The organism is Aequorivita sp. IT1282 (assembly GCF_058068205.1).
In genome coordinates this window covers 457,891-472,603 of sequence record NZ_JBYRHR010000002.1, presented here as the reverse complement: position 1 = coordinate 472,603, position 14,713 = coordinate 457,891, and the positions used below count along the sequence as shown (strand labels likewise).

Sequence of the window (14,713 nt, the reverse complement as noted above, 5' to 3'; positions counted from 1 at the left end):
ATATGAAAATAATAGTCCCAATGGCAGGCCGTGGAAGCCGTCTTCGCCCACATACACTTACAGTTCCAAAACCTTTAATCCCCGTTGCTGGGAAACCAATCGTTCATCGTTTGGTTGAAGATATTGTTGGAGTTTTAAATGAAGAAATAGACGAAATTGCTTTTATTTTAGGCGATCCTGCTTTTTTTGGAGATGATGTAATTAAAGAGCTTAAAGAACTTGCTCAAAGTTTGGGCGCCAAACCTTCTATTTACCGTCAACTCGACCCTAAAGGTACTGGACACGCTATTATGTGCGCCAAAGATTCGCTTACCGGACCAGCGGTAATTGCGTACGCAGATACTTTAATTCGTGCCGATTTCGATTTAAACAAAGATGCAGATGCGGTAATTTGGACTAAGAAAGTAGCAAATCCAGAAGCTTACGGTGTGGTAAACCTCAACGAAAAGGACGAAATAATCGAGCTTGTTGAAAAGCCAAAAGAATATGTGAGCGACCAAGCCGTTATAGGTATCTATTATTTTAAGGATGTGGCGCAGCTTAAAAATGAATTGCAGTACGTTTTGGACAACAACATCATTAATGGAGGTGAATACCAAATTAACGACGGTATTAAAAGAATGATGGCAGCCGGAAAAATTTTCAAAACTGGAACGGTTGACGAATGGATGGACTGCGGAAATAAAGAAGTAACGGTAGAAACAAACCGAAAAATGTTGGGCTTCCTTTCTGAAGCAAACCGACCTTTGATTTCTGAAAATATCAGTAATGAAAATTCAAAAATAGTTGAACCTTGCTTTATAGGCAAAAATGTAAGTCTTAAAAATAGTACTGTTGGCCCATACGCCTCTATTGGCGAAGGCACGGTAATTGAAGATAGCACGGTAAAAAACAGCATTATTCAAACCAATGCAACAATCAAGAACGCAAATTTAGACAATGCAATGATTGGCAATTACGCTACTTTTGATGGCGAGTTCACCAATGTGAGCATTGGCGATTATTCTGAATTAAAATAAAATTCCTGCGAAGGCAGGAATCTCATGATTTGAAACTAAAAGTTATATATATCGCTCTATTTCTCTTCGGAATAATTCTTCCGCAGCAATTTGTTGCGCAGGAAATTAAAAGCGATTCCATTCAAAACCCAATGGATGAATTGGGCGATGTTACCGATGCTTTTCAAGAAAACTTTTTCGAAGCGTTGAAGCAAAAAGCAATAGAAAATTACGAACTGGCGCTTACAGCTTTGCACAAAGCCGAAAAAGCGGCTAAAAGTGAAGAAAACAAAGCTGTTGTTTATTTTGAGATGGGGAAAAATAACACCTACTTAAAACAGTACGCTGAAGCAGAGGCAAACTTCAACAAAGTTGTAAAAACACAAGGCGATAGATTAGATGTTTTGGAGCAACTTTACGAGTTGTATCATCAACAAAAAGAGTACGAAAAGTCCATTCCATTGGTGCAACGGCTAATTCCTTTTGACGAAGATTACAAAGAAGATTTAGCAAACCTTTTCGCTCTTACAAAGCAATATGACAAAGCTTTGGAGCAGTTAGACGAACTTGACCAAGTTTGGGGCGAAAGCGATATTAGGAATGCGCTGCGAGCCCAAATTTATCGCGCCACCGGCAATGCCGAAGGTGCTATAGAAAATTTAGAAGAAAAGATTGAAAGCAATCCTAAGAACGAAAAGGAATATTTAAACCTCATCTATCTTTATAGCGAACAAGGGAATAAAGAAAAAGCCTTCGACGCAGCAAAGAACCTTTTAAAAAGCAACCCGAAATCGCAACTCGTTCATCTGGCGCTCTATAAATTTTATTTAGATGGCGGAAATGCTGAAGAAGCAATAAAATCCATGAAAATTGTTTTTGCTTCAAATGAAGTTGACAAAGAAACTAAATATAAAGTATTGGGTGATTTTATTCAGTTTGTAAACGACAATCCAACTTTTGAAACTGAATTAACAGCAATTGTAGATAAATTTTCAGTTGAAAACGGACGTGTTTACGAAAAACTCGGAGATTATTATTCTGCGAAAAACAGAAAAGAAGACGCGCTAAATGCCTATGAAAAAGGCATTTCTCAAGATCCAGACAATTACAACCTTTTGCGAAATACGTTGCTCTTTCAAATTGACTTTAAAAAATATGAAGCTGCCGCAAAATTGAGTTCCGAAGGTCTCGAGATTTTTCCGGCGCAAGCGCTTTTATACTTGTTAAATGGTGTTGCAAATAATGGACTTGAAAAAAGTGACACAGCTATCGAAAGTTTAGAAATTGGCTTAGATTTTATTTTAGGAGACCCAAAAATGGAACGGGACTTTTACGAACAACTTGCTTACGCGTATGCTAAAAAAGGTGATTCAAAAAAGGCCAAAATGTATACTGATAAAGCCGCAACAACCCAAATGCCGAAATAAAATTTATGAAACTGAAACCGTTTTACCTCTTGTTTTTATTGGTTCTGGCTTCCTGCGGTGGAGCCAAGAAAATTACAAATATTGAAAGCACTTCTGCTAAAGAAGTAATTTCTGCCCATAAAGCTGCAGCCCCAGATTTTAAAACTTTAGCAGGCCGTGTACAATTGGTTTATGAAACCGACGAAAAACTGCAAAGCATTACGGTAAGTCTTCGGATGGAAAAGGACAAAAATATTTGGATAAAAGCTTCTCTTTTGGGAATTACCATTGCTAAAGTTTTGATTACGCCTACAAGTGTGAGTTATTACGAAACCATCGGAAATACTTATTTTGAAGGCGATTTCGCTTTATTGGGCGAATGGATTGGGACTTCAATTAATTTTCAACAAGCCCAGAATTTACTTTTGGGACAATCAATTTTCACTTTAAATCCTTCGGAATATAAATCTGAAATTGTTCAGAAAAAATTCAAAATTCAACCTAAGCAGCAGCCTCAAAATTTTATACATTCGTTGTTTTTAAATCCAGAAAATTTCAAAATAGCTTCCGAATCACTATCGCAGCCAAACGCTGAACGACTTTTAAGTATTCGTTATGGCGATTATCAAAAAATTGAGGAACAATATTTTCCCACATCAATTTTAATAGACACTTCAGAAAAAGGTTCGAAAACGAAAATTGAAGTTAATTATAAAAAAATAGATTTAAATGCAAACGTGAGTTTTCCATTTGAAATTCCACAGGGTTACGAAGAAATACAACTTAATTAAATGAAGCATTTGCGCACCTATCTTTTTTTATTCGTCTGTTTAATTACGGTTTCAACGCTTTCTGCGCAAGTAGATAAACAAAAGGAACTCGAGGAAAAACGACAGGCCATTCTTGCTGAAATAAAGCAGATAAATTCTCTTCTTTTTAAAACCAAAAAGGAGGAAAAATCTGTGCTTTCTCAGGTTGAAGATCTTAATCAGCGTATTTCGGCTTCAGAAAATTTAATACGAGTTACCAATCAACAGGCCAATTTACTTACCCGAAATATTAATAGTAATATTGAAAAAATTAGCGCGCTGCGCAAAGAATTGAAAATTATGAAGGCCGATTATGCGGCAATGATTCAAAAGTCGTACAAAAGCAAAAACCAGCAGAGCCGAATTATGTTTTTATTGTCTTCGCAGAATTTTTTGCAGGCATATAAACGTGTTCAATATATGAAGCAATATGCTAAATTCAGAAAAAAACAGGGCGAAGGCATTAAGGCGAAAACAGAAGAGCTTCAGCAATTAAATGGAGATTTAATTGCACAGAAAAAAACCAAACAAAAGCTAATAGCCGAAAACGAAGTAGCGAAATCGCAATTAACTAACGAACGAAAAGACCAGCAGGCATTAGTGGCAACGTTGAAAAAAGACGAAAGCAAATTTGCTTCACAAATTAGAACAAAACAAAAACAGGCAGACGCGATAGACCGACAAATAGATGACCTTATTAGAGCGGCAATTGAAGAAGCAAACAGAATTGCACGGGAAAAAGCACTTGCCGCAGAAAAAGCAAAGGGGAATACAACACCGACAACAACGACCACAAAGAATGTAATTACCAAACCAGCAAAATCTGATGAGTTCGCATTAACAGCGGAAGACAAAGCGCTTGCGGCTAGTTTTACAAACAACAAAGGCAAACTGCCTTGGCCAGTTGAAAAAGGGATGGTTGTAAAAAGTTTTGGAACCCATCAACACCCACAATTTCCGAATGTTACAACAAACAGTAGCGGTGTGGAAATAGCAACGGCAGATAACGAGCAAGTACGTTCTATTTTTGAAGGACAGGTTATGTCTATTCAAATAATAAAAGGAGCTAACAAAGTAGTCTTTATTCAGCACGGTGATTATATTACGGTTTATAGTAATCTGGCTACAGTGTCCGTTAAAAAGGGCGACAAGGTTTCCACCAAACAGACAATAGGTACTGTGGCGAAGAGTTCTACAGAAGGAAGAACCGTTTTGAAGTTCTATATTTATCAAAATAAAACAAAAATAAATCCCGCAGATTGGATTTATAGAATGTAAAAAGGGAGCCAAAATGGCTCCCTTTTTTTTATATAGAAATTAGTAATTCTTACTGAACTATTAATTTTTTGGTTGCAATCTTCTCACCTGCTTTTATTGTAATAAAGTAGATTCCACTAGCATAGGTTGAAACGTTTAAGACGCCTACCGTTTTACCAGCCATTTCGTTTTCAGAAATAGTCTGTAACCTTTGACCCAAGCTATTGAACAATGTAATTGAAACATTGTCTTGCACTTGGTTATTCAAATTAATAAACACTTCACTTGAAGATGGGTTTGGATAAATTGACACATTCGTGAAATCTTGTTCAGTAACACTCAAAACACCACTTACATTTACGTTGTCTATAAAAGTACCGTTTCCATAACCGTTGATGTTCACAAAACGAAATTGAACATTTTCACCTAAATAAGGAGCTAAATCTATGGTTTCGTTACGCCAATCACCTGCCGAACCTGGCGTCCAGTTTCCTGTAACATATCCAGAAACTGTAGATAAATCAAGTCCTTCTTTATAATAAATTTGAGTAAAACTAGCGCCACAATCAATCGACACATCTACTCTAAGAGCATCAGACAAACCACTAGAATATTGGGCTTTTGCCAAATCAAAATCCAATGCTGCCGAACTTGCCATAGTTAAATCGATAAATAGCGTTTCCAAAGCATCTTCTTCTCCAGCCGCATTGTAGTTAAAATTGTCCATAAATGCCGTAACCGTTGGCGAACCACCGCTTCCAGGAATATTTGTGCGCTCTTGCCATGTATCGTTGTTGTCTGGGTTAAGTAAATTCCAGCCAGAAGGAGGCACACCGTTTACATCAAATGGTTCAGAATAATCTAACTGTTCAGCTTCCGTAGCCGCGTAAAACGCAAGGGCATCGGTGTCGTTATTTGAGTTTTCATCCCCGCTCAAGTTTACAGTAACTGTAAGTGTGTAATTGCCCGAGTTCGTAATATTTAAAGGCGTGGCAAAATTGAATACAGTTTGCTGGCCAGAAGCTACAGTTCCTGTAAAAGTTTCAGTAACTACAGGATTACTGTCTAACTGATAAGTAACATCAAAGTTACCTTGTGAAGCCACACCCGTATTCAAAATTAAAATTGAAACAACCGTAGGACCAGGATTACAAACTAAGTTGAAATCGCTGGGTTGATTGTTACTTTCTACTCCCACATCGTTTCCTAGAGAACAATTTAATAATCCACCTGCGTAGTAGGTGGCAATTGTTCTTCGGCTTTCCCAACCAGCTGTAGCATTTTTGGCAACGGCCGCAAACCACATAGCATTGGTAGGATCTGTAATTGGAACTGTAATACTGTTAGTTGTAGAAGTACCTACAACTTCCATGTATTTTGTGCCTAACATATAAAAATCGTAAGATTCTGCACCTGCAACTACATTCCAAGCAAAGGTTGCTTCATCTGGACAAACTTGATTTGCTTGCACATTTGTTACTAAGGGTGCAATAGAGAAATTCTCATCACTAACGTCTTGCGAACCACCATTACTAACTCTAATTAATGCATTTCCGGTAACCGAGTTAGGTACACTCCATCCATAATTAGTTGTAGTATTAGGAACAGTTGCAATAGCATTCCAGCTACCACCATTATTTGTAGAATATTCAAGTACAAAATCTGAAGTAGTATTTACTGGAACAGCATCCCAATGAATAGATTCTGTTTCACCTGGAACGAAGCTTTCGCCTGCGTTCGGATAAGTAACAGTTACATTATCTGAAATGATTTCGTAAACCACAAAATATTCCTGCGGACCAACGGGAACGTTGAAACCTGCAATATTTACAGTATAATTACCCGAAGCTGGATTATTAATAAGTACTTGCTCCACGTTATTTAAATGGTCTGGGCCATTAGTTGCAGGCAAATCTAATGTAACCACATTGGGAGTTGGATCCAAAATATAAGGTTCCAAAACGTTGTTTGAAGGGTCTGTAACTAATAAATCTAAATCGTTTACCAATGCCGGACTAGCACCTGGTGCAGCTGGAGTATCACTCCAATACACCATAAACCTTACTTGCTTGGTACCAGCAGGTACAGAAATACTGTGGTTCTTTGAAGCACCTTGCGAAACTTGATCAGACAAGAAGCGATTTTCTTCAACAAGCTTTGCGGCGCGAAGTCCGTTTACAATTCCCCAACCAAATTTGAAATCTGGTCCAACATTTCCAGCATCATTCGCAGTATTAAGTAAAGTTGCCTTTATTAATGCAGATGGAGGTAATACATTCCCGTTTGCTTCAGAATATGCTTGATAAAGTTGTGCTGTAATACCAGCTATTCCTGGTGCCGCTCCTGAAGTTCCACCAAAACTTTGATACGTATTGTTTTCAGAAGTAGAAATTTGGTTTTGACCATTTGCTGCAATATCTGGCTTAATTCTTCCATCATGCGCTGGACCACGACTACTGGAGTTAACTAGCGAGCCATCAAAAAATACGTTTGCAGTTGCAATTACGTTTTTTCCCTGTTTATGTCCGCCAGTTATGTTTCCCCATTGGTTTCCTGCTCCGTATCCACAATTATTATTGTTAGAGTTACCCGCAGAAAATACATGCTGTAAGTTTGGCAATGTTTTTACCTGTGTGTCTACCGTTTGAGTAATTGTAGTATAACCTGCGTTGCAACCATTACTATAAGAAGAATTGGTAATAACCGCATCCCCGCTATTAATAAGCGAAACTGTTTGAGAATCTAAAAAGCTAGGCTGGTAATTCACTACATATAACAACGATCCTGCCGCCATTCCTCTATTGGAAGGGTTAAGGTTTCCAGCGCCAGACATAATGCCTGAAACACCATCGCCGTGAGTTTGGCCAGTGCCACTTGCGTTTGAATTATCTATTCTACCCTGAAAATCGATATGTGGACCAACAATACCATCATCGCGGCAAATAACACCTATATCTAAGCCTGTATAGTTTCTTCCAGCAGATGTTTGAGTATCAAGATTGCTTGAACGGTGTAAACTTCTTCCACGGGTATCATCTGGAATCGATGGGGCTACAATTAGCTCAACCCATTTAACGAACGCTAGGTTTGTTAAATCTTCCAAGCAATTATCCGGAATGGAAAGGTCTATATTATTAGAACCTTTATATTGTTGTTTAACCGCTATTTGGCGTTCGGCTAATTGCTGAATAACAAATTCGGCGGTAACGTGTTTATGAAATTGAAGTGTAACCAAAATGTTATTGCCATCCATCGCCCAGTTATCGAATGGCGGATTTTTTAAATCCGTAGAAAGTTTTACGATAGATTGTACAGGAGTTATAGAGCGCACACCGCTATTTCTAAGAAAACTCACAGAAGTGTTCTTAGGAAAATAGAATAGGTAAGTTTTATGTGGAATGTATTCTAATAATTCTAGATTGTTGTTTTTAAAAGAATCTTGGATTTGCTGTGTCGGCGTTTCATAAAATTGAACCCACCCCACATATCCATTTGCCATTCTTGCAGATTCCGGCATTTGGCTCCATTGAAAATTGGCAATATTTTCAGGCATTTCGATTGTTTCGCCTTGAAAATTAATGTTAGAAGAATTTTGACCGAAAGACATTGAAAATACCAATGTTAAGGCTAAAAAAAAGGAACTCCGAAAAGAAAGAATTGTAGTTTTTCCCATAGTTGAAATAGATTTTATATTAGATTCGAAAAAATCCTTTTTTGAGAGATTCGTGAGAATTTTTCAAGAAAGGATTTCAAATATATTTAATACCTCTATTAAAGCAGTCAAGAATATGCAAAAATATTCCGCTTTTAACATAAATATGTTCGTTAAAAACCAACTGTATCAACTAATTGAGAAAACAATGTTGTTTTATTGAAATAAGGCTCTAAGCTCCGTAGCATCTTTCGGCTTCATTTTACCAGCAAGAACGAGGCTCAATTGCTTTCTTCGAAGTGCGGCTTCAAAACGCAATTTTTCAAGTTCTGTTTCAGGAACTATTTCGGGTACGCGTACCGGACTGCCCATTTCGTCTACAGCTACAAAAGTATAAATGGCTTCGTTGGAAAGGCTTCTTTCGCCACTTTCGCGATCTTCAATAAAAACGTCCATATACACTTCCATAGAACTAGTAAAAGCTCTCGATACCTTGGCTTCAACAGTTACAACACTTCCCAACGGAATCATTTTGTTGAAAGCAACGTGGTTTACTGAAGCGGTAACTACAATTCTGCGGCTATGGCGACGGGCTGCAATACTAGCCGCGCGATCCATTCTTGCTAATAGTTCGCCTCCAAACATATTGCCAATCGGGTTTGTTTCGCTAGGCAATACCATATCGGTATAGATAGTTAAAGAATGTTGAGGTGTTTTGGGTTGCATCTTTATTTTTTTTTGCAAAGATACCGAAGAATAGAATAATGAAAAGAGAAAACAGAATAAAGAAATAACCCGCGCTGTTTACTAAATACTGAATATTGATTACTTAATTTCCTGCACTAAAAGCCAGGCATCAGCATTTTCGGAACGCTGAATTTCTAGAAGTTTCCGCTCTGCTTCCGTTTTGTCGTCAAAGCTAGCATACAAAACTTGGTGAAGTCCGTAGCGATTGGCTTCCATTTTTAGCGGGGTATATCCCTTTTCTCGCAATTGCGCTACTTTTTTGGAAGCATTTTCTTCCATTCGGTACGCGCCAGCGACAAGATGATAAATTCCAGTGTGTTTTGGAACTTGTAAACTCAATACAGGCAACGGATTTTCAATTATAAAAGTGGCTTCCTGTATTTGGTTTTCAATTAGTGAATTGGCCTTTTCTCTTTCGGCGTAATTAAATTTTTGCACCTGATTTTCATAAACTTTCATGCCTCCAAAACTGATAGCGGAAAGCGCAATTACTGCAATTGCAGCATATTTTAAATATGGTTTTGCGGCTCTTCTTTCTGGTGTAAAATGTATTGGCGCTTTTTCTTCCAAAGCTGCAACCTTTTGTTTGTATGCTTCGCGCGTTATTTTTGGTGAAACGAATGAAGAAAGACCAAAAGCCGTAGTACTATAATTGTGTTGTTGCAATGGTTCAAACTGAAGCGATTTTTCTTCGTTCAGTATAAATTCGCCTATATTTTTAAATGCTACCGTTTTACCTTCGTAAAGCTCTTTGGAAATTTGAGCCGTAAAATTTCGGATTCGTTGCAAAGCCGTTTCATAACTACATTTTTCAACTGATGCAACATAGTTTGCAAACAAACCATCGTTCGCCTGTAATTGTTTATTAAAAGAAACAATTTTTGAAGGCGGATGAAATGTATTTGAGGCATCGTCTATGTGTGCAGATTTATAGCGCGTTAAAAATGCGCCAAACCCAGGAATAATAACACATTCGTATCGATAAAGTAAATCGGCTAAGTAGGTCGTGAGTTGCATAAAAACAAAATTAGCCTTTTTTGAAAGCAATCCAATTTTTGTTTTGGTAATTTATTAACAACTTAAAAAATTGTATTTTTAAATAATCTCCCCTCCTAAAAATTTTAAATCATGATTTCGAAAGACGAACTGCGTTATACGCTTGCCTTACAGCGAATTCCTAATCTGGGTGATATTTCGGCTAAAAAACTTTTGCGAAAAATGGGTTCTGCGGAAGCGATTTTTAAAGAGAAAAAAAGTAATCTCGCCAAGATTGATGGCATCGGACTTTTGCGATTAAAAGACCTAAATCTGAACCGGCAATTGGAAGAAGCCGAAGAAGAAATGCAGTTTATTGAAGCTAACAATATTGAATACAGTTATTTCAAAGACAAAACCTATCCTGATAAATTGAAGCATTGTTTAGATGGTCCCATTCTTTTTTTTCACCGAGGCAATATAGATTTAGTTGGAAAAAAAATAATTAGTATCGTTGGCACCCGAAAAATTACTAGTTATGGCAATGCTTTTTGTAAAAGTATAATTGAAGAAATCGCGCCACTAAATCCTGTAATTGTTTCGGGCTTAGCGTATGGAGTTGATATTTGTGCACACAAAGCAGCTATTGAAAATAAGTTGCAAAATATAGCATGTTTAGCGCACGGCTTAAATCAAATATATCCAAAAGATCATAAAAGATACGTTCAGAAAATTGAGGAAAATGGCGGGTTCATTTCAGAGTTTTGGAGCAGCGATGCTTTTGATAGAAACAACTTTTTAAAACGCAACCGAATCATCGCAGGTCTTTCTGAAGCTACAATAGTTATAGAATCTGCAGAAAAAGGTGGAAGTTTGGTAACGGCTGATATTGCAAATTCATACGACCGCGAAGTTTTTGCCGTTCCGGGAAGAGCAACGGATAGCCAAAGTCGAGGCTGCAATAATTTAATAAAACAGCAAAAAGCGCAATTGCTTACTAGTGCGGCAGATATTATTTATATGCTGGGCTGGGAATTGAAAGAAAATCAAAAACCCAAACAGACCCAATTATTTGTTGAACTCGATGAGGAAGAAAAAGTAATATTCCGCTTTTTAAAGGAAAAGGAAAAGGTGTTGTTAGACACTATTGCACTGGAATGCAACATTCCAGCCTATAAAGCCGCTAGCATTTTAATGAATATGGAATTGAAGGGAGTTGTGCGTCCGTTGCCGGGGAAATTGTTTCAGTTGGTTTAATACCCCACCTTTTCTCGAACTCTTTTTAAAACACCATCAGCAACTATTCTAGCCTTTTCTGCACCCGAAGCTAAAGCTGCATCAATTTCGGGAAGGTTTTCCATATAATAATTATAGCGTGTTCGCTCTTCCGAATATTTTTCGACTATTAATTCAAATAAAGCTTGTTTTGCATGGCCGTAGCCGTAATTTCCAGCTTCGTAGTTTTTTCGCATTTGCGCAATTTCTTCTTTTGAAGCCAGTAATTTATAAATACCAAAAACATTGCAAGTATCTGGATTTTTTGGTTCTTCGAGCGGTGTGCTATCGGTTTCAATACTCAAGACTTGCTTCCGTAGCTGTTTGTCGTTCAAAAATAAATTAATAATATTCCCTTTCGATTTACTCATTTTGGCACCATCTGTTCCAGGAATATACATAGTTTCTTCCTGAACTTTTCCAGAAGGCAAAACGAAAGTTTCGCCCATCTGCGCGTGAAAACGAGAGGCGACATCGCGGGTTATTTCAATATGCTGCATTTGATCTTTCCCGACGGGAACAATTTCGGCATCATACAAAAGTATATCCGCAGCCATCAACATGGGATACGAAAAAAGTCCTGCGTTTACATCTTCCAAACGATCTGCTTTATCCTTAAAGGAATGTGCCAACGTTAATCGCTGAAACGGGAAAAAGCAACTTAAATACCAAGAAAGCTCCGCTGTTTGTGGCACATCACTTTGGCGGTAGAAAACAGCACGTTTAATATCTAATCCGAATGCTAACCAAGTGGCAGCAACACTATAGGTATTTGCGCGAAGGGTTTCTGCATTCTTTATTTGCGTTAGCGAGTGCATATCTGCAATAAAAAGAAAAGAATCGTTCTTTGCGTTGTTTGCCATCTCAATGGCGGGAACGATTGCCCCTAAAAGGTTTCCGAGGTGTGGGGTTCCGGTGCTTTGTATTCCTGTAAGTATTCTGGACATTGTTCTAAAAAATTTCAGCAAAGGTACTTTATTTGATTTATTTGCATCGTTCAAATCGTTACTTTTGACCCTCAATGAAACTATTTCAACAAATTTTCGCGACCTTTTATCGCATCTGGTTCTATTTAATAATAGCCTTGGCAACCATATTGCTTTTCCCCTTTCTTATTATCAGTATTTTAAAACGTTCATGGTATCCCCTTTTCTTTAAGGTTGCACGAACTTGGTCTGTATTTATAATCTACGGAATTGGTTGCTACCCAATAATTAAACACGAAGTTGAATACGAAAAAGGCAAGAGTTATATGTTTGTGGCTAATCACACTTCGATGACCGATATTATGTTGATGTTTTATGCAACCAAAAATCCCTTCGTTTTTGTCGGAAAAAAGGAATTAGCGAAAATTCCGCTTTTCGGATATATTTATAAACGCACTTGTATTTTGGTAGATCGCGGCAACACAAAAAGTCGCGTTGAAGCTTTCCGTCGAGCCGAAATACGTTTGAGCGAAGGTTTGAGTGTTTGCATTTTTCCGGAAGGTGGTGTGCCCGAAGATCTTTCGATGATTTTAGACGAATTTAAAGATGGTGCTTTTAGGCTTGCAATTGAGCATAAAATACCGATTGCTCCTATGACATTTCACGACAATAAAAAACGTTTTCCATATTCATTTTTTAGGGGCAGGCCTGGAAAAATGCGGGTGAAGATTCATAAACTAATCCCGACTGAAGGTTTAACTTTAGAAAACCGAAAGGAGTTAAAAAAGGAAACGAGAGAAGTGATTTTGAATGAATTGTTGGAACCAACGGTTTGAAATAGTTCATTGCCTCATCCTAATGGACTGCGCAATACTACGCTGTTTTTTGAAGTTAAATTTCCAGCCATTAGTTTACCATTAGTTCTGAAACAGACTCTTGAGATTCCTGCCTTCGCAGCAATAAAAAAACCGTCCTATGGCGCAGAACGGTTTCTTCTCTCAATCATTTTGTCTGAAGTATAATCAAACAAGTTCAACTAAAAACTAACCTAAAATTTAAAACTCAATCCGCTATAAACACCCAAGTAATAGGGTTTGAAATCTACAGACGAATCGGTATAAGGGTTGAGCTGGTATTTAAACATGGGTTCAATATTAAACGTAAATTTTTTGGACAATTTGTAGTCCAAACCCAGCCCAACGTTAGTTGAAAAACTTACTGTGGAGAGATTATTAGCTTCTCCCAACACACTATTAAAATCATCAGCTTTTACTGAAATTTCGTTATTGCCTAAAAACAGAGTACTTACACCGCCAATTACATTTACCCCAAATTTACTGTCAATTACCGCGTATTTAAGTTCCACCGGCACTTCGTAATAATTTATATTTTGAATAAGTCTTGCATCTCCTTGGGTAGATTTCAGCCTAATATCTCCGAAACCATTAGACGGACTAGCATTTGCCAGCGCCCCTTTGTCTACCGCAGTAATTACTATAGCTCTACCGCCATAATCTACAGATTGCAGCGCTAAAGCTACTGGCCCTGTTCCCACATCTATACCTGCAGTGCTGTAACTTAAATCTACATTATTTACACCAGTACGAACACTCAATCGATTGTTTAAAGCATAACTAACCTGCACTCCATAACTCATATTTACATCGCCTTCCTGCGGATTATCGCCAAAATTTGGGTCTATAGAAGAACCATTGCCAAGACTGCTATAATATACTGGCGCTATATTTGGCGCTACATTCCAGCGGTGCTCTGGTTTTTGTTTTATTTTCTTTTCGGAAACTGTTTCATCCTCATTTTCTGCTATAGCTTCGAAAATTGATTTTTTATTTTTGTTTTCTTTAGCTATTTGCTCCTCGGTTTTAACCAAGCTTTTTTCAGAATTTTCCTTTTTTGAATTTTCATTTATAGCAACGCTCTCCTTTTTGGAGTCGAAAATAGTTGCGTCCTTATTTATAATATTCTCGTTGGTTTTTTCTTCGTTATTATTCGAAATAATCTTTTCAGATATATTTTTCGAAGTAGCTACACCTTCTTTTAAAGTATTCTTTGAAGTTTTTTCTTGAATCAAATTTTTATTCGAATTCGCATTCGATTGTGAAGCCTTCTTTTCAGTACTATTGGAAGCAACAACAGAATTATTTACGTTTTCAGAAGAATTTTTGAAAGCTTTATTTGAGGTTTTTGTTTCACCTTTATTATTTGAAGATTGATCTTCAGAGGTATTTGAAACCTGTGTAGCATCATTCTGAAGCATTTTATCTTCCGAAGCTACTTTAATATCGTTCGATTGATTTTCAATTTCAGATTTATTTTCTTGAAGTTGCTTTTCAGCTCCTTCAATATTCTGATCAGTAATTTCAGTGCCAACAATGGTATTGGAAGAATTGTGAAGTGAATTACCAACCGTCAATAACAAAGCAACTAACGCAGCAACACCGCCAAGTTTAATCCACAGTGGAATAACCTTACGATCTTTTTTCTCCTCTTTCAACGACGCTTGGATATTTTCCCAAATGCGCGGCGAAGGAGTAGCTTCAAAATTCTTGAAACCTTCGTTAAAAATGTTGTCTATGTTTTTCTTTTCTTTCATTCGTATTCCTATAAAAGGAAAATTTTTTGAAAATCCCCTACCCTAAAGCAGGGGGTT

At 37.4% G+C, this 14,713-nt stretch carries 11 protein-coding genes; 6 read left to right on the top strand and 5 right to left on the bottom strand.

Going from position 1 to position 14,713, the window contains the following annotated elements; genetic code table 11:
- Positions 1 to 2: 2 nt before the first annotated feature.
- The 4 genes from AC3RVG_RS06035 to AC3RVG_RS06020 are packed head-to-tail and all read left to right on the top strand — an operon-like array spanning position 3 to position 4,491.
- On the top strand, positions 3 to 1,019 hold the full coding sequence (locus tag AC3RVG_RS06035) for a sugar phosphate nucleotidyltransferase (RefSeq protein WP_489690539.1): 1,017 nt from the start codon (positions 3 to 5) through the stop codon (positions 1,017 to 1,019).
- A gap of 29 nt (positions 1,020 to 1,048) precedes the next feature.
- Positions 1,049 to 2,425 carry a tetratricopeptide repeat protein gene (locus AC3RVG_RS06030; protein ID WP_489690538.1) on the top strand — a complete coding sequence of 459 codons (1,377 nt, stop codon included), beginning with the start codon at positions 1,049 to 1,051 and terminating at the stop codon, positions 2,423 to 2,425.
- A 5-nt stretch (positions 2,426 to 2,430) separates the two neighbouring features.
- Entirely contained in the window at positions 2,431 to 3,195 is a 765-nt protein-coding gene (gene lolB1, locus AC3RVG_RS06025) for a lipoprotein insertase outer membrane protein LolB1 (protein ID WP_489690537.1), read from the top strand.
- Positions 3,196 to 4,491, top strand: a complete 1,296-nt coding sequence (locus tag AC3RVG_RS06020) for a murein hydrolase activator EnvC family protein (protein ID WP_489690536.1) — start codon at positions 3,196 to 3,198, stop codon at positions 4,489 to 4,491.
- A 49-nt stretch (positions 4,492 to 4,540) separates the two neighbouring features.
- On the opposite strand, the gene AC3RVG_RS06015 is transcribed toward AC3RVG_RS06020, so the two are convergent.
- From AC3RVG_RS06015 to AC3RVG_RS06005, 3 genes are all read right to left on the bottom strand, one after another.
- Positions 4,541 to 8,143: a S8 family serine peptidase gene (locus AC3RVG_RS06015; protein WP_489690535.1), complete on the bottom strand. Its 3,603-nt coding sequence runs from the start codon at positions 8,141 to 8,143 to the stop codon at positions 4,541 to 4,543.
- A gap of 195 nt (positions 8,144 to 8,338) precedes the next feature.
- Positions 8,339 to 8,848, bottom strand: coding sequence for an acyl-CoA thioesterase (locus AC3RVG_RS06010; protein WP_489690534.1), 510 nt, complete (start codon positions 8,846 to 8,848; stop codon positions 8,339 to 8,341).
- A 99-nt stretch (positions 8,849 to 8,947) separates the two neighbouring features.
- Complete coding sequence (locus AC3RVG_RS06005) at positions 8,948 to 9,886, bottom strand: HU domain-containing protein (RefSeq protein WP_489690533.1); 939 nt, start codon at positions 9,884 to 9,886, stop codon at positions 8,948 to 8,950.
- Between the two features lie 111 nt (positions 9,887 to 9,997).
- Here AC3RVG_RS06005 and dprA point away from each other — a divergent pair, with 111 nt between their 5' ends.
- On the top strand, positions 9,998 to 11,101 hold the full coding sequence (gene dprA, locus AC3RVG_RS06000) for a DNA-processing protein DprA (protein ID WP_489690532.1): 1,104 nt from the start codon (positions 9,998 to 10,000) through the stop codon (positions 11,099 to 11,101).
- On the opposite strand, the gene trpS is transcribed toward dprA, so the two are convergent.
- Positions 11,098 to 12,066 carry a tryptophan--tRNA ligase gene (gene trpS / locus AC3RVG_RS05995; protein WP_489690531.1) on the bottom strand — a complete coding sequence of 323 codons (969 nt, stop codon included), beginning with the start codon at positions 12,064 to 12,066 and terminating at the stop codon, positions 11,098 to 11,100. The two genes, dprA and trpS, sit on opposite strands and share 4 nt — an antisense overlap.
- Before the next feature lie 74 nt (positions 12,067 to 12,140).
- On the opposite strand from trpS, the gene AC3RVG_RS05990 reads away from it, so the two are divergent.
- Complete coding sequence (locus AC3RVG_RS05990; RefSeq protein WP_489690530.1) at positions 12,141 to 12,881, top strand: lysophospholipid acyltransferase family protein; 741 nt, start codon at positions 12,141 to 12,143, stop codon at positions 12,879 to 12,881.
- Positions 12,882 to 13,093: 212 nt separating this feature from the next.
- On the opposite strand, the gene AC3RVG_RS05985 is transcribed toward AC3RVG_RS05990, so the two are convergent.
- Complete coding sequence (locus tag AC3RVG_RS05985; RefSeq protein ID WP_489690529.1) at positions 13,094 to 14,656, bottom strand: outer membrane beta-barrel protein; 1,563 nt, start codon at positions 14,654 to 14,656, stop codon at positions 13,094 to 13,096.
- Positions 14,657 to 14,713 lie beyond the last annotated feature (57 nt).